The 21,208-nt window shown below is 42.5% G+C and carries 18 protein-coding genes and 1 riboswitch; of the genes, 4 read left to right on the top strand and 14 right to left on the bottom strand.

Going from position 1 to position 21,208, the window contains the following annotated elements:
• Positions 1–3 precede the first annotated feature (3 nt).
• From FGG79_RS16220 to FGG79_RS16205, 4 genes are all read right to left on the bottom strand, one after another.
• The gene (locus FGG79_RS16220) at positions 4–1,797 is read right to left on the bottom strand and encodes an IucA/IucC family protein (RefSeq protein ID WP_138780225.1); all 1,794 of its coding nucleotides are present in this window, start codon (positions 1,795–1,797) and stop codon (positions 4–6) included.
• A complete protein-coding gene (locus FGG79_RS16215; RefSeq protein WP_138780223.1) occupies positions 1,784–3,316 on the bottom strand; it encodes a pyridoxal phosphate-dependent decarboxylase family protein in 1,533 nt (510 codons plus the stop codon). Before FGG79_RS16215 ends, FGG79_RS16220 begins: the two co-directional genes overlap by 14 nt.
• A 4-nt stretch (positions 3,317–3,320) precedes the next feature.
• Positions 3,321–4,670, bottom strand: coding sequence for an aspartate aminotransferase family protein (locus FGG79_RS16210; RefSeq protein ID WP_138780221.1), 1,350 nt, complete (start codon positions 4,668–4,670; stop codon positions 3,321–3,323).
• Positions 4,671–5,069: 399 nt separating this feature from the next.
• On the bottom strand, positions 5,070–6,014 hold the full coding sequence (locus FGG79_RS16205; RefSeq protein ID WP_138780219.1) for an arginine deiminase family protein: 945 nt from the start codon (positions 6,012–6,014) through the stop codon (positions 5,070–5,072).
• A gap of 127 nt (positions 6,015–6,141) precedes the next feature.
• Here FGG79_RS16205 and FGG79_RS16200 point away from each other — a divergent pair, with 127 nt between their 5' ends.
• The gene (locus FGG79_RS16200) at positions 6,142–7,452 is read left to right on the top strand and encodes an amino acid permease (protein ID WP_138780217.1); all 1,311 of its coding nucleotides are present in this window, start codon (positions 6,142–6,144) and stop codon (positions 7,450–7,452) included.
• Between the two features lie 5 nt (positions 7,453–7,457).
• Here the strand turns inward: FGG79_RS16200 and FGG79_RS16195 are convergent, their stop codons facing one another.
• Together FGG79_RS16195 and FGG79_RS16190 are read right to left on the bottom strand one after the other, a co-directional pair.
• Positions 7,458–8,204 carry a YqcI/YcgG family protein gene (locus FGG79_RS16195; RefSeq protein ID WP_138780215.1) on the bottom strand — a complete coding sequence of 249 codons (747 nt, stop codon included), beginning with the start codon at positions 8,202–8,204 and terminating at the stop codon, positions 7,458–7,460.
• A gap of 64 nt (positions 8,205–8,268) precedes the next feature.
• A complete protein-coding gene (locus FGG79_RS16190) occupies positions 8,269–8,898 on the bottom strand; it encodes a LysE family transporter (RefSeq protein WP_138780213.1) in 630 nt (209 codons plus the stop codon).
• 145 nt (positions 8,899–9,043) lie between these two features.
• On the opposite strand from FGG79_RS16190, the gene FGG79_RS16185 reads away from it, so the two are divergent.
• Both FGG79_RS16185 and FGG79_RS16180 read left to right on the top strand, forming a co-directional pair.
• A complete protein-coding gene (locus FGG79_RS16185; RefSeq protein ID WP_138780211.1) occupies positions 9,044–9,676 on the top strand; it encodes a spore coat protein in 633 nt (210 codons plus the stop codon).
• A 124-nt stretch (positions 9,677–9,800) separates the two neighbouring features.
• A complete protein-coding gene (locus FGG79_RS16180) occupies positions 9,801–10,295 on the top strand; it encodes a L,D-transpeptidase family protein (protein ID WP_138780209.1) in 495 nt (164 codons plus the stop codon).
• Positions 10,296–10,343: 48 nt separating this feature from the next.
• Here FGG79_RS16180 and FGG79_RS16175 read toward each other — a convergent pair whose 3' ends face one another.
• Both FGG79_RS16175 and FGG79_RS16170 read right to left on the bottom strand, forming a co-directional pair.
• Complete coding sequence (locus FGG79_RS16175; protein ID WP_138780207.1) at positions 10,344–11,540, bottom strand: aspartate kinase; 1,197 nt, start codon at positions 11,538–11,540, stop codon at positions 10,344–10,346.
• Positions 11,541–11,590: 50 nt separating this feature from the next.
• Entirely contained in the window at positions 11,591–12,841 is a 1,251-nt protein-coding gene (locus FGG79_RS16170; RefSeq protein ID WP_138780205.1) for a homoserine dehydrogenase, read from the bottom strand.
• A 161-nt stretch (positions 12,842–13,002) separates the two neighbouring features.
• A riboswitch (SAM riboswitch) is annotated at positions 13,003–13,112 on the bottom strand.
• Between the two features lie 290 nt (positions 13,113–13,402).
• Between FGG79_RS16170 and FGG79_RS16165 the strand changes: the two genes are divergently transcribed.
• Positions 13,403–14,788 (top strand): DUF2254 domain-containing protein, encoded by a 1,386-nt coding sequence (locus tag FGG79_RS16165; RefSeq protein WP_138780203.1) that lies wholly within the window; start codon positions 13,403–13,405, stop codon positions 14,786–14,788.
• Positions 14,789–14,849: 61 nt separating this feature from the next.
• Here FGG79_RS16165 and aspA read toward each other — a convergent pair whose 3' ends face one another.
• The 6 genes from aspA to qoxB all read right to left on the bottom strand — a co-directional run bounded on the left by aspA (position 14,850) and on the right by qoxB (position 21,193).
• Positions 14,850–16,280 (bottom strand): aspartate ammonia-lyase, encoded by a 1,431-nt coding sequence (gene aspA / locus FGG79_RS16160; RefSeq protein ID WP_138780201.1) that lies wholly within the window; start codon positions 16,278–16,280, stop codon positions 14,850–14,852.
• A 145-nt stretch (positions 16,281–16,425) separates the two neighbouring features.
• A complete protein-coding gene (locus FGG79_RS16155; RefSeq protein ID WP_138780199.1) occupies positions 16,426–17,055 on the bottom strand; it encodes a methanogen output domain 1-containing protein in 630 nt (209 codons plus the stop codon).
• Between the two features lie 277 nt (positions 17,056–17,332).
• Positions 17,333–18,106, bottom strand: coding sequence for an alpha/beta hydrolase (locus tag FGG79_RS16150; RefSeq protein ID WP_138780197.1), 774 nt, complete (start codon positions 18,104–18,106; stop codon positions 17,333–17,335).
• A gap of 212 nt (positions 18,107–18,318) precedes the next feature.
• Positions 18,319–18,618: a cytochrome aa3 quinol oxidase subunit IV gene (gene qoxD / locus FGG79_RS16145; RefSeq protein WP_138780195.1), complete on the bottom strand. Its 300-nt coding sequence runs from the start codon at positions 18,616–18,618 to the stop codon at positions 18,319–18,321.
• Entirely contained in the window at positions 18,618–19,229 is a 612-nt protein-coding gene (gene qoxC / locus FGG79_RS16140) for a cytochrome aa3 quinol oxidase subunit III (protein ID WP_138780193.1), read from the bottom strand. Before qoxC ends, qoxD begins: the two co-directional genes overlap by 1 nt.
• 2 nt (positions 19,230–19,231) lie before the next feature.
• A complete protein-coding gene (gene qoxB / locus FGG79_RS16135) occupies positions 19,232–21,193 on the bottom strand; it encodes a cytochrome aa3 quinol oxidase subunit I (protein WP_138780191.1) in 1,962 nt (653 codons plus the stop codon).
• Positions 21,194–21,208 lie beyond the last annotated feature (15 nt).

The following is a 21,208-nucleotide window of genomic DNA, read 5'->3' as shown; positions in this document are numbered from 1 at the left end:
AAATCATAGGACATGATGGATTTCCACCTCTTTGGCAAGGGGATTCTTCACCATCGTGTAGACTGATTGAGCTTCCATTGGACCGACCAGTTCATCCATGTCATAAAAACGGGTCAATAGATTTCCTTTACATGGAAGTACAGGTTGATATAATAAACTGCTTAATAGATTGGAATCTTCTCCCCACTCCTGTTCATGGTATTCCAGACGTTCCTTTACAAGATTAATAAGTCGTTCTTCTTCAATGAGACCACTGGCCCCGAAACCATTGATCAGTCCGAATAAATGGTTAAAAAAGAAGTAATAACGTAAACGCTCCTCTGCCACTTCATCGGAACAAATGGTGTCACTCTCTTGGTTTAAGTCCGGTAGCAGCTTTTTGAGTGTTTCCACTTTCGATTCACTATAGTAGTATCCTTGGTTATCTCGGTAGTAGAAAGTTTCAGGGTAACCGTTTCGTAGCTGGATCACAGAATTCTGTTGATGAGCTTCCAAGGCAATGCCGTACGTGTGGAACAACCAGATCATCGGGTCCAGCGTCAGGGATAGGTATCGATTAAACCAATCCAGACTTACTTCATCAAGACTTCGATTCTCTCTTTCGGATATTCCTTTCACGATGGAATGAATTCTGGATTTCCCACCATATGCATGGTCCTGACATAATGCTGCAATCAAGCTTGTTTGCCGTCTATTTTTATAAAAAGGATTCTCTCTGATAACAAGCTCAAAACCGGAGACTTCCTCTTTCAGGCCCAAGTCCAAATAAGCCGGATCCTGGATGACTTTAAAGTGTGGGAACTCTCTGTTAAGATCAATTCCAATTTCTGTTTCTAGCAATCTCGAAACCTCTACACCTCTAGCCAGCTCCTTCTTTTGGTTGATGCGAAGAGAGTTTGTGATTTTGACGGGGACTGAGAATTTATACATGTATTGCGATTCTTTGCTATAAACCGTTCTAAACGATGACGTAGCCGTGAATCGCTTCCCTAACGGACCGATGTATTCCAGTCGTTCTTCTTCTAACAGGTCTTGTACGTTCACTTTCTCCAATAATGTTGTCACTTGAAGAGGGTGAACAGGAATCAATATTCGCTCTCCCTCTTCTATCAGCTCCTGCAACCATTTCTGATCAACATCCGAATCGTCCATTAACTCTTCAAAAATAATGGAAGCAGCAGATATGTCTACACTTGAATCCTGTACAACCAATGATTTCTCTGCACAGAAGTAGTGAAGTTGAAATTCTCCTTTACATTCAGGAGAATACAAATGATCTTCTTGGTCCGTCAGCCCTTGCTTACTCTTCGGAGTAGGATGTAGCATATGTCCGAATAACAGGGACTGTTCAGCATCTATATAGTCGAATTCTTCATCGGTAAGTGCGTCATTGTCGTGTGCCCGACTTTCAATATACCTTTTGATACTTCGACAGCTTAAGATCACTCGTAAAAGCAGTTCATCCTCTGCTCCAGGTCGTTGCTTATCAAGTAAGAACTCTTTCACAATCAGTGATGTCAGGGTAACGTAATCGAGGGGTTCTAACGAGCCTTCTCCCACCCGATAATAAAGGGGAAAGCTGAATAGATGTCGATCTGTAAGTGACCAGTATGTTACTGGTATAATCAATTCAATCTGCTGAAGTACCAAATGAGAGACAATGACTTTCTCAAATTGCCCTAGTGACGAATGATTTTCATAGCGGCTCTCTTCGGAGTAGTTCCCGGTTTCCCTTAAATAACAATTTAGAAAGCTTTGCATCGTAGCATGTTCAGCAATTTCCTTAAAATCTCTCAATGTGTAAACCTCCATTTACTAGTTCAACTCCGATTTCTTCAATCTCAAGTAGCAGAGAATGAATATCTTCCGGCTTTGTTCTGGGATTTAATAACGTCAATTTCAAGAAAGTATAATTGTTGATGGTTGTTTTCGCGATAACTCCTTTCCCTCTATAAAGGAGCCTCTGTTGAATCATTCGGTTTAATTGATTGATATCTATCTCTTTTCCTTCCAGCATTTTTGGCTGATAGCGAAAGATGACTGTGTTGATTTCTGGTATCGGGTTCTGAATCACGATTTCTTCTATCTCTTTCATATAGTCAGCTGTGTACCTTGCAAGCTTTACTGTTTCATCAATCATCTCTCCGAAAAGATCGGTACCTATTGTTTTTAATGACAGGAATAGTTTTAAAGCATCGAATCTCCTCGTCGTTTGAACCGACTTATTCACCAAGTTTACTATGCCCTCTTCATCGTCTTTTACGGGATTCAAGTAGTCAGCATGATAAGAAAGATAACGGAAATCCTCCTGCTCCTTAACGAGAAACGCTCCGCAGCTGATTGGCTGATAGAATAACTTATGGAAATCAACTGTAATTGAATCGGCTTCCTCCAACCCTTTCAATTTGTCAGCATAAGAATGGCTCAGTATCAACCCACCTCCGTATGCTGCATCGATATGAAACCATAGCCCCTGCCCACGGGCGATTTCTGCCAATTCTTCCATTGGATCGATACTTCCAAAATCAGTGGTCCCACACGTTGCCACAAGGGCAAAGGGAAAGAGATTATCTTCCTCAAGCTTTCCAAGTGTTTCATTCACTTCCCCGGCGCTCATTCGATGATTTTCATCCGTCTTGACCGTCACAACCGCTCGTTCTCCTAATCCAAGTTGGGAAGCCGCTTTCTTCACAGTGAAATGGGCGTCTTCTGAACAAAGAATCCTTAATCGATTAAAGCCTTGGGGCAGGCCATCTCGTTGTACATTGTGGTTCCATTTCGAGTGACAGAAGGCATCCCTTGCCAACAGAAGTCCCATATAATTGGATTGTGTTCCACCACTCGTAAAGACTCCGTCGGATGTTGCTGGGAGGTTTATTTTTCCCGTTAACCATTTGACCATTTCAGCTTCCACATAGGTTGCAGCCGTACTCTGATCCCAGGAATCCATTGATTGATTTAGTGCTGCGATGATCAATTCTGCCGCCACCCCGGGAAGAAGGGGCGGACAATGTAAATGAGCCATACTCTTTTGATGAGAAATATGAAGACTGTTTTTCAATATCGGTTCATCGATTTCATGAAGGACGTCTTCAAACGATTTCCCTTCACGTGTAAATGACATGATCGGTTTGATTTCTTCTTTTATTGTACCGGGCAATTTCCCGACAAAAGGCATATTGGCGCCTTCATATAGCTTTTGCAGCTTCCCGCTTACACCATCTATCAGCTCATTAAATGCTTGGATTCCTTCCTCCCCTTGATGTAAAAATAAGGAGTCCATAATCTGTTTGGTTTCTTTTTCGATTGTTTTCATGATTTCACTCCGCAAGAGAGGCGATTAAAGCTTCTCTGAATATGGATACCACTTCGTCCACTTGCTCTCTTGTTATGATCAATGGTGGGAGGAAACGGACAACCGCCCCATGTCTTCCCCCTACCTCAAGTATTAACCCACGTTTAAAGCATTCACGTTGGATTTCGCTCGCTACATCAGGGTTAGCTGGCTGACTACCGCTCGCTGAAAGGGGTTTAGTAGGATCAATGATCTCTACTCCAACCATCAGTCCTCTGCCTCTGACATCACCTATCTCAGGAAACTCTTGTTGAGTCTCTTTCAAGGATTGAAGAAGTATTTCTCCCATTTCTCCTGCATGGGCAACTAAGTGATTTTCCTTAATAAACTTTAATGTCGCTGTTCCTGCTGCCATGGCCATTTGATTTCCTCTGAATGTGCCGATATGTGCACCTGGTTCCCAAGCATCCAGATCACGATCATAGATCACGACGGATAGTGGAAGACTTCCTCCGATTGCTTTCGAAAGGACAAATACATCAGGTATGATTCCAGCATGCTCAAAGGAAAATAGTTTACCAGTCCGTCCAATTCCTGTTTGTACTTCATCGATGATGAGTGGAATTCCTCGCTCCTCAGTGATTCTTCTCATTTCCTGAATCCATTCGATCGGAGCTGGAATGGACCCACCTTCACCTTGTACCGTTTCAAAAATCATGGCAGCAGGTGGCAAAATTCCACTCTCGGGATCGTCAAGCAGGTTTTCAATGTATTGACTGCTGATACGGTGACTGTCCTCTCCCCCTTGACCAAATGGGCAGCGATATGTATATGGATAAGGTAAGAAATGAGTATCAGGCATCAGTCCTTGAACGTTCTTTTTGGGACTCAGGTTTCCACTGATCGCCATCGTCCCATGAGTAGCTCCATGATATCCCCCTTGAAACGTGAGAATACTTTGTCTTCCAGTTGCCGTTTTAACTAATTTCAATGCAGCCTCAATCGCATCGCCGCCTGTAGGTCCACAAAATTGTATTTTCGCACGATCACGAAATTCTTCCGGTAATGAGGAGAATAATTCATTCACAAACTCCTCTTTAACAGGCGTCGTAATATCTAACGTATGTAATGGTCGTTTATCACGAATCACTTGCTCCATCGCGTCTATGACCGTAGGATGATTGTGTCCCAGTGCTAATGTTCCCGCTCCCGCTAAGCAATCTAAGTATTTATTCCCTTCCATATCTGTTACATAAATTCCCTCTGCTTCACTGATTGCCAGTGGGATTCTTCTCGGATAGGATCTCGCATTAGACTCTCGTCTTTCTTGTTGGTCCAGTAAATCTCTATTTGAAATTGCATTTTGTATCGTCATAATCAAATCTTCCTTTCATGATTGATTTGCTTTTGCTTCCAACGTCATCTTAATTGATAATGATTATCAATGTCAATAGTAGTTGATAACTATTCTCAATTAATTTTATCATCTTCTAGTCCATTAGTCCGAGGAAGGACCATTTCTAACAATGCCATCCCTATCCTTTGAAAGACATAGGTTTCACGTATATGAATAGATAGATTAAAATGATTACAGATTGACGTATAACAACTTACACGTCAATCTTCCCAGTCCGTTAACCAGGATAATAGTAGTGTGAAGATAGTTTAAATGAAAATATTTTTCATCCATTAAGGAAAATGAAAATGATTGATTTCAAAAAAAAAACCGGAGAAAAAACCTCCAGTTCACTTGATCCCTTTCTATACAAATGATTCATATTCGTTCAAGTGGCAGCGTCATGCACCTTATGCCGCCACCTCCTTTTTCAAGCTCGTTCACTTCGACTTCTATTAAATTCTTTCCTTGCAATTTCGGATGCCCCTTCAATATCTTCTTATTGGCTTTGGTACTGACTAACATAGTCTCAGGATCCAAGTTCAAAAAATTGATATCCGCGACTGTATGTTTTACATCGTCTGTCCACAGAACATCGAAGCCTTGACGTCGGATAAACTCCTCCATCATCACATACCTTCCACCCTTTTCTGTAATGATTTGTACGGGGAAGAGCCTCATATAGCTTTTGGCAATGATAAGTTCTGATCCGGCTACATTGCAGTTCATGTCCAAATGCATGGTTTCACCAGTTCGCGGTAAATCGATAATCCCAATCTCCGAAAATCCTGCTTGAAAGATTTTCTGTTGGATCTCCTCTATGCTTTCAATACTGGTCCTCATTCCTGTATTGATAAAGACAGAATCCTTATTTAGTACGAATACGTCACCATTCTCGAGAGCCTTTAATCGATTATTATCACCAATTGAAAACGTCTTCTCGTTAAACCATGTTTGAAACAATCCATGACTATGAATGTATTCAGGTGCCCTCATAGTGATGCCGGCATCTCCTGGAATCACCGTATTTCCACATACACATGCCAGGTCTCTTACAAATACCCGGTTGATCAGTTGATGATTCAGTTCAGCGTCCTCGTCATTTAGGTGATGGGAGTAATCGATGACTGTTACGCCTGCATCTTCCATTGCTTTTACCATCTTTTCATGGTTTTCCTTTGCTTTATCCTGGTTCACCGGCTTTTCCCACCCTACATAATCCGCCGTTCTTTGATCAGGAATATCGTTTGAAGAGGGGGAACATACCATGACCGTCTTTAATTCTCCATGCTCGCTCCAGCAATTCGGGTTAATCTTTACCATCGGCTAACCTCCTTGATTTCAGTCCACCTTATTTTCACCTATAGCATGGAAATCATTCCGTTCTCTTTCACATAATTCAAGAGATTCAACGTCAAACTATGAAGGTTAAAGGTCAGGTGAAAATGATATGAGTAAATGTACGAATCAACCAAATCTTTCATGGTGGCAGCTTTCCTTTATAGGAGTAGGCTGCATTATCGGAACCGGATATTTCCTAGGTTCTGCCATTCCAATTCAAAGAGCCGGCTCTTCGGTTCTCATTGCTTATTTGGTGGCCGGGATCGGTACATGGATGGTGTTCCAGGCTCTCGCCAAATTAACGGCGCACCATCCGGAAAAAGGCTCATTCCGTACGTATGCAAAGCAAGCATACGGAGCCTGGGCAGGCTTCAGTAATGGGTGGGTGTATTGGTCAGCAGAAATGCTGATTATGGGAAGTCAATTAACCGCTCTTGCTCTCTTCGCACAATTCTGGTTTCCCGGAATCCCGCTATGGATATTTACAGCCGGCTTTGCTTGTCTTGGTCTGTTGATCATCCTAATGGGAGTTCAGAAAGTAGAGCAGATGGAGAATCTGTTTGGAATAATGAAAGTGGCAGCCATCGTGATGTTCATCATCATTGCTGGGGCCGCCATGTTTGGATGGCTGGGGGGTGGGACATTACCTGGAGAACTTCACTCCCCCTTAATAGAGGTACTCCCACATGATGGGAAGGGATTGTGGCTTGCGCTTCTTTTTGCCTTTTATGGATTTGGAGGAATTGAGGTTATGGGGTTGATGGCGCAGGAACTCAAGGAACCAAAGGATGCACCGAAGTCAGGGAATATCATGCTCCTGATTTTGACGATCCTTTATCTTCTTTCCTTTTATCTCGTTTTAAAGCTTGTGCCGGCAAACGGAATTACCCCTAATGAAAGCCCATTTCTTACAGCTCTTAGACAGTATAACCTTCCCTGGGTACCACATGTATTTAACTCGATCTTAATCATTGCAGGCTTTTCTACCATGGTGGCTTCATTATACGCCGTCACGACGATGCTCGTTGCACTCGCTGAAGAAGGGGATGCTCCCAAGATCTTCGCCAAAAAAGGGAGAATGAACGTCCCTCTTCCCGCATTCGGGTTAACAACACTCGTCGTTGCAGCTTCCATAGTGGTAGCCATGCTGCTGCCTGATAAACTCTTTGAATATGTCACAACAGCTGCAGGACTGATGCTTCTGTATACATGGATCTTTATTCTAGCTTCCTTCCATAAACTAATCAGCAAAACGCCTTGGGACCTTACGCAATCCATTATTTCATTGATTCTTATATTGATCGCAATCAGTGGAACTCTCCTTGATTCTGTAAGCCGCATAGGTTTCTTTGTGAGTCTCGGGTTGGTACTGCTAATTGGAGTAGCTGCTTTCATTAAAGAAAAAAGAGTTAAAGCATGATGCCTTTAACTCTTGATTTTCTTATGCTTATTTAAAAAGGGGCATTTGCTCATAGAAGAATCATCGTCGCTAAGATAATACTGCTTCCATTCATAATTATCTTCCTGGCCATACCATTTCAAACTTGGATGAGGCTCTATATCATCATACTTAATGAGCCGATTACGAATGACCTTCTTTAACTTCTGACCGAAGGCCGTTGAAGAATTGATTTCATCAAACACCCATCGGGGCTGGAATGCTAAGAGAAAATTAGGAAAGTGACGACTCTTTCTATCATGATGAGCCGGGGTTGCACAGAAGGCAAAATAAGGTTCACCATCAAAACAAAATTCCCAAGTATGGTCGTGGGGATCCTGTGCGATATCATCGGGCCATGGCTTATCATCCATTTCATGTACGCGGTTTAACAGGTCCCAGAATATATGTTGATACGATTCAACGGAATGAACATCTCCTGCCATTTCCCCTGAATTAAAAAACACCACAAGCGAGGCGTAATTCCCAGTCTCCCTTGAAATCTCTCCGTATTGTTTTAGTAGAGATACAAGCTTTACTGCAGCTTCATCTTTTCTCGGATCCTCTGCAAAACCGAATCGCAATGTATCTGTCTGAAAGCCTTGTTTTCCAGGTACGCATGGATATGGATGTTGTTCATCACACATCACTGCCCGGAAATGAGTAAAGGCTGACTGCTGCCAAGGGTTGAGTTCTTCCATGTGTTGATCGATCCAACTTTTTGAACATAACATGTAGCCGATCCCTCCTAAGGATTACTCATTCATCCTATTAGGAGGGTGCCCAGTGGGTGTCTGTCTAGCCTAATAATAACCTGCAGGCTTGGACACCGAAATAGATGCCGAAACCCATTAATACGAGCCCGGAAACAATGGAGATGAATCGAAGGATTCCGGGACTCATCAGCTTCCTCGCACCCGTTGCAACTCCGGCCATCGTCACATCCCAGAGAGTGATCCCTAGAAAAATCCCTAAGCTATACAAGAATAATTGACCAGTTTGATAGGAGCTGGACGTATGCGCCAGAATAGACCCATAGATTCCAAGCCAAAATAAAATACTCAACGGATTCGAGATCGACATAAGAAAGCCAGTACGAAATGCTTTCCCCTTCGTTTCATTTGAGCTTTGACCGGAGGATGAGATGAGGGATCCAGACTTTTGGATACTTTCAATTCCCGCATACGTCAAAATAAAAAAACCAAACGTCCATAAAAACAATTTAATGACCGGCGTATCTATAAATTGAGCGATTCCGAAATAAATGAGGAGCATAAAGATCCCGTCCGCCACCATCCCCCCTACCCCTACAAGCCAGGCATGGAAGAAACCGAAGCGGATCCCCTTGTCCAATTGAGCGGCATTAATCGGTCCCATGGGTGCAGACAGAGATAAACCTAAAACAACATAGCTAACAAATATACTCATGTTCAACCACCTTCGAAATGACTTCTCCCTATTGTATTCGGACAGGTTAAGAAGTATTAGACCAATCCGGATAAGAGCATACATAATATTATTTTCTGCGGTTAATCTAATCATCGATACCATTACCTTGCTAGGAGGAACATTTATGCAAAAACAAGATCCATCCTCGACACAAACAGGAGCCCAAATGCCACCGGATATGCTGACCACACAAAACAAAAACCATGGTGGCCATGAACTATTCGATGCTCATGAAATCATCGCTGGGATTATCAGTATGCTGGATCAATATCAAATGTATGATCAACATATTCAAGATCCAGAGTTAAAGGATATCCTAAAGCGCCAAACCGCTTTTGTGACAACAATGTATAATACGATTGTCGGAAGTTTTTCGACCGGACACGACCCTCTGGTTCCAACACAGCAATACAAGATGATCCAAAATCATACGTCTACTTACGGTATAAAGCCTGGTCCACCCAAAAAACCGAATCAATCGGTCAATGAGTTGTCTGATAAAGGGTTATCAGCTTATATGCTGGGACAGACCAAATCACTTGCCTCGCTGCTTGCCATGACGGCTCTTGAAATGACCAATCCCGTATTGCGTCGTGTCGTTGCAGACAGTGTACCGAACTTCATCGAAATGAGTTATGAAATTTACCTGTATCAAAATAAACATGGTTATTACCAAGTTCCCCAATTAAACGATCAGGATATGGCCCTTATGTTGCAGAGCTATACCACGGTCCCACAGCAGAACCTGCCTCAATAGTCAATAATGTATGGAAACGCCTGCATATCCTTGGATGCAGGCGTTTTTATGTTCTAAAGGGATTGAACACCTTCTGCACTTGCACATAAGATGGTAAATAGAGTGAAATGGGAGGTGTCTTTCATTGATTCACACAGTAAAGACAGGGGAAACACTTAGTCAGATATCAAGGGATTACAGGACTCCGCTGCCCGTCATCCTAGATGCCAATCCTGGTATCGACCCTGATCAAATTTATCCGGGGCAGACCATCACCATACCTGGAATCCCCGATGCCACCGGAAACCCCTACCGAATTCAAGTGTCTGTTAACAACCGATCTCTCCGTCTATTTAAAGATGGGATTCAAATCAAACAATATCCCATTGCTGTCGGGAGGGTGCTCTTCGAAACACCGATCGGGGAATATATCATCATAAATAAGGCCCCGAATCCTGGTGGACCTTTTGGAACAATGTGGATGAGTTTATCTAATGAAAGTTATGGGATTCACGGGACAAATAATCCCTCTTCCATAGGAAACGCGGTCTCCAAAGGGTGTATACGAATGTACAACAAAGACGTAGAGGAGCTTGCCGATATCGTTCCAATCGGTACCCCTGTCTTAATCAGCCCGTAAACAAAAAAGTGTATAGGAAGACTATACACTTTTTCATTTATAGCGACTTTATAGAATCGCTCTTCTTGATTCAACATAATCCAATCCAAAATGCATATGGAGAATTCTTGCTGCCTTTTTCACATCACATCGATCAACAAGGGCGCTTAAACCGACTGATGATTCCCATACCGACACCTTTCCAATATGATAGTCATGAAAAACATTGGTGACTTTTTCCTGCACTTCTCCAGATGAATGGATGCGCCCGATTACACATACTTTTGACAGATCATTTCTAACCTCCACATAAGAGAAGCCCCGGCTGTACTGCCTCACGATTTTCTGTACTTCACGAATATCGTGTTCTTTAACGATAAGGACAATGTTTTGTTCATGCTTGATCAAGTCCGTTTCGATATGGTGAGAATCGAGATCATAGAGAATCAATGACTCCCCGCCCTCACAGCCATGGATCGTGAGTACGGAGATGTTTTCCTGATAGGCCACTCCGACAATGGCTTCTGACGTCTGAGTTCTCCCACTGATGACCGTTCCACGCCCTTCCTTTAAACTAGAACAGACAACCAAAGGTACATCGTATTCCCTCGCATGTTTGATCGCTCTAGGATGAAGGACATTCGCTCCCATCCTTGCAAATTGGAGCATTTCATTATAAGACAAACGATCAATTTTACTAGCACGGTGAACGACACGGGGATCTGACGTATACACCCCATCAACATCCGTATAGATGTCGCATCTCTCCGCTTTCAGGGCTGATGCAAGGGCAGCAGCTGTCGTATCCGAGCCTCCCCTGCCTAATGTGGTTAGCTCCCCGTCAACCGTGACACCTTGAAAACCGGCTACGACCACGATTCGTCCATGTGATAACTCCGAATGAATTCGACTTGTATCGATGGCGGTAATCTTTGCATTGCCGAACACTTCATCAGTTTGGATTCCAGCCTGCTGACCAGTTAGGGAAACGGCTTCCAGTCCTTTTTGTTGAAGGGCCATTGCCAGGAGGGAAATTGTGATTTGTTCTCCTGTCGCTAACAGCATATCCATTTCTCTTTTTCTCGGCACCTCAGAGAGTTCTCCTGCCAGGTTCACAAGCGTGTCAGTCGTTTTTGCCATCGCTGACACCACAACCACCACATCATTTCCTTTTTTCTTTTCCTTCATGATATAACCGGACACCCGTTTAATTCGATCTGTAGAACCTACTGAAGTTCCACCAAATTTCTGAACAACAATACTCAAGTGACACCCCTACTTTCTATCAGATCTTTTTGATTACTAAATATAAGTGGTCAGGAAACAACAAAGCCTTTTTTCGCTTCATTCTCAAGCGAAATTTCATTTAGTATAGACACTGCCTGAATCTGTTCATGTGTCTGAAGAAAGGATTCAATATCGTCGTTTTTCCCTTCAACAAATATATACAGATACCTTCCAAGCTGAATGCGATCCTTTAATGTGAATAAGGAAATCCAGCTTTGGTAATCCTCATGTTCATGGATTCTTAATACCCACTGACGACACTTCTCTTCATTTTGACTATCACCTGCACCAATAATGCTATCAGAAGTGTCGGTATACTTTCCTTCAATCAGTGAGAGGAAATCCTCTACCATCGCACTTCCTGTTGGGAATTTACCAGCTCCAGGACCGAGTAGGGTGACTCTACCCACCAGACTTCCCTTTAGTGAAATCGCATTTTCCACATCCTCCACCCCGTAAAAAGGATGGGTGTCGTGAACAAGAATGGGTGCTACTTCCCCCTTGATGCGACCCGATCCATCACGAATAAGGGAACCTATATGCTTAAATCGCAATCGGAAGGATTCTGCCGCTTGCAGCCACTCAGGTGTCAGATGTGAAATCCCTTTCCGCCTAATTTCCTTCCATTCTGGCTGCCTGCCAAAAGCGGTCTGACTCAATATCAGAAGCTTATAAAAGGCATCATATCCTTCTATGTCACTTGTCGGATCCGCTTCCGCATATCCCTTCTCTTGAGATTGCTTAAGAGCAAACTCAAAGGATATCCCCTTCTTTCTCATTTGAGATAGGATGAAGTTGGATGTCCCATTCAGTATTCCTTGAATGCTACTTATCTCATTTACCTTCAACAATTGGCGGATGCTCCCGATGACCGGGATTCCTCCCGCTGTGGTCGCTTCAAATCCAACGGACACATCATGTGCTTTCGCTTTCGTTAAGAGATCCGGACCATATTTAGCAAACATCGCTTTATTGGCTGTAATAATATGAATTCCATTCCGGATGGCTTCTGATAAATAGGTATGACTAGGTTCTTCCCCTACGATTGCTTCAAAAATCACATCAAGATCCGGTATATTCAGAATGTCTTGGAAATCCGTCGTTACTACAATCGATGGGTCAATATTTCTCTCTTTAGTAGCATCTTTGATAAGGATCCCTCTTACCTTTACCTCTTTACCGAGAATTTCTTCCAATCTTTCCTGATGAGTCTCAATTGCTTCACAGACCCCTTGACCGACTGTTCCAAAGCCGAGAACGGCCACGTTAATCGTTGACATCATTTTAGCCTCCTTTAACCCTTTGCAGGTTATACAGTTGAGTTTGATTTATTCCTTTCTGAAATCCACATGAGGCACGCATTTAATCATGGACTGGAAAGAAAAAGGTATGCAGAAAAGCCCTCTTCCTTTAAGAAGAGGGCTTGATGATTATGCTCCTCCCCTTATCTTCCAGATCCGAATGAGATCTGTAGGAATTGGCACCTTTACAGACTCATCTGTAGGTTGCCGGGCTTCATCGGGCCTATCCCTCCGCCGCTCTTGATAAGAGATATAATGTTTCATTTTGGTATGACTTGCTTTTTGAGTATGAATTGGATTATATCGGGGATTTCATCCTTCGTCAATACCATTTTTAGTATTTTCTGAAAAATCATTTCGATATTAAAATTGAAAGGATTCCAGATGGGTATACTGTAGTTTATGGAATGCCTTTCGGTGTGTTGGTTCTTCATGTTCCGTTTGCAAACCATATTTTTCACTATTTATCACTAGAAAAGGTTTTAACCTCCCCATGCAGGGAAACTAATTCATATCTCTTTACTGGAAAGGATTCGGATCATGCTAAAAAGACTACTGCCCTTATCAATCCGAAAATATATGCTGATGTCAAGACGACAACGCAAACGGGAAATTCGGCTGACGATTTGGTATATGCCACTCGTGTATATTGGTCTCTCTTTATTCATGGTAGCTGTCACACTTTATTTTGACCTCTACTTGGAAGTTTCACAGTATACATGGGATTTATTAAGTATGGATGCATCAGTGACCAGAACCCTGGTGAGCACACTTATCGGTGCCATCCTTACACTCAGCGCGTTCACCCTGAACTCCCTTCTCGTTGTCCTCACAATGTTCAGTGGTCAATTTTCGCCAAGGATGCTTTTGGATTTCATATCCGATAAACAAACACAGCACGCCCTTGGTATTTTTAATGGAAGCTTTGTCTACGTTCTCATTGTTTTTTTATTTATCGGAAACTCGGAGAAGGAAATGTTTGTGGCCACACCTGTTCTGACCATAGGGCTGGCATTTCTTTCTGCCCTTACTTTTATCTTCTTCATTAACCATGCCGCTACTTGGATGCAGGTCCATAATATTACGTATAACATGAAACAGGTTTCCGAGGTGATGATTCATCAGACACTGAAAAAAGATTTAGAAGCACATCGTACCACTGAAAATGGCGATGTCATGGAAGAGGAAAAGAAAAACATCCTTCATGTGCAGTCCAAAGTATCAGGCTATATTCAATTAGTCGATTTTCAGGGAATGATTCAACTGGCACATGAGGAAAACCTTGTCGTTCAGCTTCATTACAAGGTGGGCGATTTTGTTCTCGCGGGGAACGAATTAGTGAGCATATGGGGACCTGACACAGACACCATTTCCACTAATTCATACCTTAGTTTCATTGAAATGGGGCATAAGGAGACAGAGATTCAAGACTTGCAAATGGGGATCCACAAACTTGCCGAGGTTGCGATAAAATCCCTGGGGAATGACGACCCTAAAACCGCTTCGAACACAATCGACCAAATGGCCGACTTGATGCTGACGGTAGAGGATCAATTATCTTTCACCCCTTTTTTAATCGATCAAGATGACAGAATAAGAGTCATTCTCCAATCAGAACCATTTGACTTTTATCTGTATCGCGGATTCGGCTATATCCGACATTACGCAAAAGACAATCATTTAATCATAACGGAAATCGTACGTGCCCTGGCTCTTATAGCAGAATCCATTCAACCATCCAAACATAAAGATCTTTGGGAATTCGCCTGCAATACCATTGATCATATCGAAAGAGAGGTAATCTATGAATTAGATAAGACATTTCTACTTCAAGAAGTTCATAAGCTGGCCCGGTTCACCCATCACCTTGAAGATTATAAAAAAATCGAAAATAAATTTTATCCTAATGCCAATGAAAATACGTGAAAAAGCGGCATTTCTTTTGAGAGAAATGCCGCTTCTTTTATAGAAGTTGTTGTTTTATCATTTATGAGCGGTCAAAAAGCGCTCTGCCCGCAATTCCTGGATTTGTCATTTCATAAGGGTTGAGGATCATATCAAGCTCTTCCTCGGTCAAGACATCATATTCGAGACAAAGCTCTCTCACCGATTTCCCTTTTAGAATCGCTTCTCTTGCAATTCGCGATACGACTTCATAGCCTAAATGGGGATTAACCGCCGTAATGATCCCGACGCTATTTTCCACGTACTCTTTCATACGTGTTTCATTCGCTTCAATATCTGCAAGACAATTGTCGGTAAAGCTTCTGAACGCATTGTTCATGATGCTGATGGATTGAAGAAGGTTGAATACCAGTACTGGCTCCATCACGTTCAATTCAAGCTGACCTGCTTCAGAAGCTAAGGAAATGGTATGATCGTTTCCGATTACCTGAAAGGCTACTTGATTGATCAGCTCCGGCATGACCGGATTGACCTTACCTGGCATGATGGATGAACCAGGCTGCCTTGATGGAAGGGAAATTTCACCCAATCCGGCACGAGGCCCTGAAGCCATCAGACGCAGGTCATTGGCAATCTTCGACATATTGATCATGCATACCTTTAAAGCAGCCGAAACTTCCGTGTAAGCGTCGGTATTTTGCGTAGCATCAACTAGATGCTCCGCCCCTGTTAATGGCAATCCGCTTATATCAGCCAGATGCTTCACAACACTCTCGATATAGACAGGATCTGCGTTCAAGCCGGTCCCTACTGCAGTTGCCCCCATATTCACTTCATAAAGATGATCACGGGTTCGACTGATCCGTTTAATATCACGTTCCACGACTCTGCTGTAGGCTTCAAACTCCTGGCCAAGACGGATTGGGACGGCATCTTGAAGATGGGTACGACCCATTTTAATGATGTGATCAAATTCTTGTGCTTTCTTTTTAAAGACATGAAGCATATTTTCCATCGTAATCAGAAGCTTCTCTACTAATTTAAGCGTGGAAATATGGATGACAGTCGGGAATACGTCATTGGTCGATTGAGACATATTCACATGACTATTCGGGCTCAACTTTCCATATTCTCCTTTATGATGATTCATGATTTCAAGGGCACGGTTGGCAATGACTTCATTCGCATTCATATTGATGGACGTGCCTGCTCCTCCTTGAATCGGATCTACAATGAAAAATTCATGGAGCTTGCCTTCGAGTATTTCATCAGAGGCTTGCACTATGGCTTGACCTATTCCGTCATAAAGACGAGTTGTCTCCATATTGGCAAGTGCTGCCGCTTTCTTTACAGTAGCCAGTGCATCGATCATCTCTTTATGAATTTTATATCCTGTAACCGGAAAGTTCTCCACTGCCCGCAAGGTTTGAATTCCATAGTATACATTTTCCTGTACTTGCTTTTCACCTAGAAAATCTTTTTCAATTCTATATCCTGTAGCAACGTTTATCATTATGATTCTCCCTATTCTGATTTACTCTTTCTCTCAATGATGATTCTATCCATTCCTCGGCAGGGAGGCAACGGTTTTAAAGGGTTTTCCAATTCTATTACGGGCGTTTTTGCCTTTTAGGGCTCCCTCTGAAAATATCAATCTATTAATCCTGTTTCACCTGTGCCTTTAATTCCTCTAGCTCACCTACAAGTTTCATGACAAGTTCATCGCTTTTCCTCAGTTGCTCACTTAGTAAATGAATGGTTTCTTCCTCCCATTGAAAGGGATTTCCGTGATCTGGAGTATAGCTTAAGTCATGGTAAACGTCCCCGTCTTCTGAGTCTGTTTCACGGAAGTATACTGCCACTTCACAGCCTGAATCTCCTGCTGCTATCCTTTTTCTTAACACTACTTTCGAATAGCCGAATTTCCGGGACGCTATGCCACCGAAAACACTGGATGTCATATTGCATAGATGAGGGGCATCTTGAACCGCTTCGCCAAATGGACATGCTGTTGCCTTCACCACAACATGATCAGGATACACTTCTGAAAGGTAAAAATGACCTCCGATGGAATTCTTCAAATCGACAATGACCTCCACATACTGATCAACCGACCATTCCTCTTCCTTTTTCCCATACAGACTTTCCACCCATTCCCCAGTACGGAGACCGATTTGACGAATATATTCATCCGCCGTTTTCCCAACTGTTTTTTGATGGATATAGGCGTATTGAGTGATCAGTTTACTTAAAAAAATGGTCCCTGTTAATGATGTCCTCGTTTCCACCTAATCAACCCTTTCTTTTTGCTTATAAAAAAGATATATACGAATGCTTACGAATATAATTCATTAATCTTGAATACCGCTTTCTTTTAGTATAACATCTCCTAAACTAAAGCTGTCTATTTAGGATGGATTTTAAAGTGTAAATGTGTGCAGGTTTTCTAGTTACTAGTTTCTCTTACGCATAGATTGGTGTTTACTATCATTGGAGCTGCCAGGGCTAATCAATGAGTGAGTGCGATAGATGGTGAGGGGGGGAACAATATGGAAGAATCGACTACTAGCATTCATAGATCAATGTTCTTGGCAAATGTTTCGTGGAGGGAACTTTCAGTGGTGAAACAAATATTTCCTTTCCTTCATCCGGGCTGTTCAAATAATGATTCCAAAACCATTTCATTTTTTCATTTGTAAGATTATATCTATAATTTGCCCGATAGGAGAGTGTGTCAAAATAATAGTCTAGCACTGGTGTAATGAAAACTTGAAAAGTCAGATTGTATTCTTCAAAATCCCTAAAATAGATAGCAGATGCAGCAGCTAAATTCCCACCAGAACTTTCACCGCCAACCCCGATCCGTGTGTTATCTCCTTTCAATTTTTCCAAATTCCTAAACGTCCATTTAATGGCCTCTATGACATCTTGGAAAGCTGAAGGGTATTTATGCTCAGGTGCCAGGCGATACCCTATTGAAACGACTATGATTCCAGCATACCTAGAAACATACCGGCAAATATTGTCCGCGCTCTCTAAGTCGCCAAAGACCCAGCCTCCTCCATGGGAATAAACCATGACAGGAAATGGACCATGTCCACTTGGTGTATAGATACGTATAGGTATATCATGGCCCTTTATAGAAGGAATGAAAGTATCCTCGATACCTATACCATTAACGGACATTGTGGGAAAAAATTCTCTGGCCACGCTATAAAACTCTCTTGATTGCTCTGGAGTCAAGACATCCAATGGGGGATGATTCAGTTCAGTCATTTTTTCATTAATCGTATGTAATAGACTGCTCACTTGAGGGTTCAGGTTCGCTTTCACCTTCATCTGGCTAAATCATTCCTTGAGGGATTCATTGATTTCAGCCACTCTACTTGAAAGCCCTCTTGTCTCATCTTATTCTCAACCGATTCTTTCTCTCCCACAATAAAAGCATAGCTACAAAGTTCACGAAAATAGCCTTGAAAAAAGAGCAAAAAAAATAGAGGCTGCTGAATGAATTCAACAACCTCTATTCAGAAATCCAAATAGATTTAAGATTAATGCATATTGCTTAGTACCCAAACCGTACCAGCCACGATGACAATCGCGATAAATGCAGCTGACATCATTTTACCAACTTGCCACTTGCCTTCACCTTCTGTTACGTGCATGAACATGAAAAGCTGAATTGCAGCCTGGATAAATGCCAGAACGAATACGATTGCTACGATAAGTTCATAGGCAAGATTCGTATAAAGTCCAAACCAAACGGCTAAGAACGTTAACCCGATGGATAAAATAAATCCAATGATCTGAGTCCAAGGAAGTCCACTATGATTCGTTGTGTTATGTCCCATTATTCCACCATCCCTAATAAGTACACGCTTGTGAACACGAAGATCCAGACAAAGTCCAGAAAGTGCCAATACAAGCTGGATACAAATAGTTTTTTAGCGGTATCAGGATTCAATCCCTGTTTCTTCACTTGGAACATCACAAGGATGATCCATAAGATCCCAACCGACACATGGAGCCCGTGGGTTCCAGTCAGTAAATAGAAGGATGACCAGAATGAGTTCGTCGTCATCGCTGCTCCCTCATGAATCAGATGGACAAATTCCGTGATTTCCAAGTAGAGAAATCCTAATCCGAATAATAATGTGATGACTAGCCAAACTATCATGGATTTGACGTTTCTCTTTCTTAATTCATTTATTGATAAACCAGACGTGAAACTACTGATTAATAGTAGCAGCGTCATGATGATCGTATTCTTCATATCAAACACTTCACTTGGAAGCGGGCCACCCATGGTGCCTACTTTCAGAGCGAAAAACGTTGCGAAAATAGTGGCAAATAATGCAATTTCCGCGCCCAGGAAAACCCAGAATCCGAAAATATTCAGTCGGCCAATATCCGATTGATACTCTAATGGCGTGTTTGGATCTATATTCGTACTATGTGCCATGCTCACGCCTCCCTCTTATACGGATTTTCAGTCTTTTCTATTTCTTCCACACTTACATAATACCCTTCATCTTGCTTATGAGACATCAATGAGCGATACGCCATGCACCCGAAGATACCGACTAGTGCCATTATAGCCATCCAAAATAGTTCGAACACCAATCCGAATCCTCCAACGAAGAATAGAGCAGCCATGATGAAAGGTGTACCGGCATTGCTTGGCATGTGGATCGGTTTATATTCAAAGTTATCAGGCGTGACAGGTATTCCTTCTTGTTTCATATCATAAAATGCATCATGACTCTTCACTTCAGGTACATATGCAAAGTTGTAATGTGGTGGAATGCTTGAACTTGTAGCCCATTCAAGGGTACGTCCATCCCAAGCATCTCCTGTTGTTTCTCTCTTTGCAAAACGGAAGCTGTAATAGATGCCATAGACGAGTACCATGAATCCAACACCCATTCCAAACGCTCCGACAGAAGAGATCACATTCAATGCTGTCCAGCCGTCTTCCGGTCCATACGTGTACACACGTCTTGGCATACCGGCAAATCCTAACACGAATTGTGGCAAGAAACAAAGGTTGAATCCGATCGAGAAGAGCCAGAAAGACCATCTTCCGATTCGTTCATCCATTTTATGCCCGAACATTTTCGGATACCAGTATGCAAGTCCCGCAAAGCAGGCAAATACAACACCGGCAATTAACGTATAGTGGAAGTGAGCAACCAGGAAGTAGTTATTGTGATATTGGAAATCGGCTGCTGCCATTCCAAGCATAACTCCTGTGACTCCACCGATCAGGAATGTTGGAATAAACGCAACAGACCACATCATCGGTACTGTAAATTCAATCTTTCCTTTATACAGAGTACCAAGCCAGTTGAATATCTTAATCCCGGTCGGTATGGCAATTGCCATCGTCGTAATTGAGAAGACGCTGTTCACCGCAGCACTTCCACCCATTGTGAAGAAGTGATGGACCCATACAACAAAACTTAGCCCTGAAATCGCTACAAGGGAAAGAATCATAGATTTGTAACCAAATAGCGTTTTTCTTGAGAACGTGGCAATGATTTCCGAGAATATACCGAAAGCCGGTAAGATTACGATATAAACCTCAGGATGTCCCCATAACCAGAATAAGTTTGCCCATAGCATCGGGTCGCCACCTGCTGTAAGCGTGAAGAAGTGAGAACCGAATATACGGTCAAATGTCATCAGTGCCAAAGTGACAGTCAAAATCGGGAAAGCAAATACGATGATGAAAGCCGTGATTAACGTTGTCCATGTGAACATCGGCATCCGCAGAAGCGTCATGCCAGGCGCACGCATCTTAATGATAGTGACGACAAAGTTAATGCCTGTCAAGAGTGTACCAATCCCCGATATCTGTAAACCCAGCAGGTAATAGTTAATACCCGGTCCAGGACTACCTTCAATCGCAAGTGGTGCATAGTTCGTCCAACCTGCATTCGGTGACCCACCGAATACGAATGACATATTGAAAAGGATTGCACCGAACATGAAAGCCCAGAAACTTAAGTTATTCAAGTACGGGAACGCTACGTCCCTTGCGCCAATTTGCAAAGGAACCACTACGTTCATCAATCCAAGTAAGAAAGGCATCGCCATGAATAAAATCATGATCGTGCCGTGAGTCGTAAAGATTTCATTGTAATGTTCTGAAGTTAAAAATGAGTTATCTGGCACTGTCAATTGTGCCCTCATTAAGAGTGCATCGACCCCTCCACGGAAGAGCATAACAAGTGCAGCCAGAATATACATAATACCAATCTTTTTATGATCAACGCTTGTGATCCAGTCGTTCCACAACCATTTCCACTTCTTAAAGTAAGTGAGGACTGCAACGATTCCGATTACGGTGAAAACGATCGAAATGTTGGCTCCTATAATCAACGGATCGTTGAGGATAAGATTATCCTTTATAAAATCAAACATTTAAAGTCCTCCTTT

Source organism: Bacillus sp. BHET2, assembly GCF_005938125.1.
Taxonomy (GTDB): domain Bacteria; phylum Bacillota; class Bacilli; order Bacillales; family Bacillaceae_B; genus Rossellomorea.
This window is presented reverse-complemented; position numbering and strand designations above follow the sequence as displayed.

What these genes read in the sequence shown, in the direction of transcription:
- FGG79_RS16205 (WP_138780219.1), bottom strand. Translation starts at nt 6,014, where the DNA reads ATGGTAAAGATTAACCCGAATTGCTGGAGCGAGCATGGAGAATTAAAG.
- FGG79_RS16170 (WP_138780205.1), bottom strand. Translation starts at nt 12,841, where the DNA reads ATGTCAACGATTAACGTGGCCGTTCTCGGCTTTGGAACAGTCGGTCAA.
- FGG79_RS16200 (WP_138780217.1), top strand. Translation starts at nt 6,142, where the DNA reads ATGAGTAAATGTACGAATCAACCAAATCTTTCATGGTGGCAGCTTTCC.
- FGG79_RS16210 (WP_138780221.1), bottom strand. Translation starts at nt 4,670, where the DNA reads ATGACGATACAAAATGCAATTTCAAATAGAGATTTACTGGACCAACAA.
- qoxC (WP_138780193.1), bottom strand. Translation starts at nt 19,229, where the DNA reads ATGGCACATAGTACGAATATAGATCCAAACACGCCATTAGAGTATCAA.
- FGG79_RS16195 (WP_138780215.1), bottom strand. Translation starts at nt 8,204, where the DNA reads ATGTTATGTTCAAAAAGTTGGATCGATCAACACATGGAAGAACTCAAC.
- qoxB (WP_138780191.1), bottom strand. Translation starts at nt 21,193, where the DNA reads ATGTTTGATTTTATAAAGGATAATCTTATCCTCAACGATCCGTTGATT.
- FGG79_RS16190 (WP_138780213.1), bottom strand. Translation starts at nt 8,898, where the DNA reads ATGAGTATATTTGTTAGCTATGTTGTTTTAGGTTTATCTCTGTCTGCA.
- FGG79_RS16150 (WP_138780197.1), bottom strand. Translation starts at nt 18,106, where the DNA reads ATGAAGGTGAAAGCGAACCTGAACCCTCAAGTGAGCAGTCTATTACAT.
- aspA (WP_138780201.1), bottom strand. Translation starts at nt 16,280, where the DNA reads ATGATAAACGTTGCTACAGGATATAGAATTGAAAAAGATTTTCTAGGT.
- FGG79_RS16185 (WP_138780211.1), top strand. Translation starts at nt 9,044, where the DNA reads ATGCAAAAACAAGATCCATCCTCGACACAAACAGGAGCCCAAATGCCA.
- qoxD (WP_138780195.1), bottom strand. Translation starts at nt 18,618, where the DNA reads ATGGGACATAACACAACGAATCATAGTGGACTTCCTTGGACTCAGATC.
- FGG79_RS16215 (WP_138780223.1), bottom strand. Translation starts at nt 3,316, where the DNA reads ATGAAAACAATCGAAAAAGAAACCAAACAGATTATGGACTCCTTATTT.
- FGG79_RS16165 (WP_138780203.1), top strand. Translation starts at nt 13,403, where the DNA reads ATGCTAAAAAGACTACTGCCCTTATCAATCCGAAAATATATGCTGATG.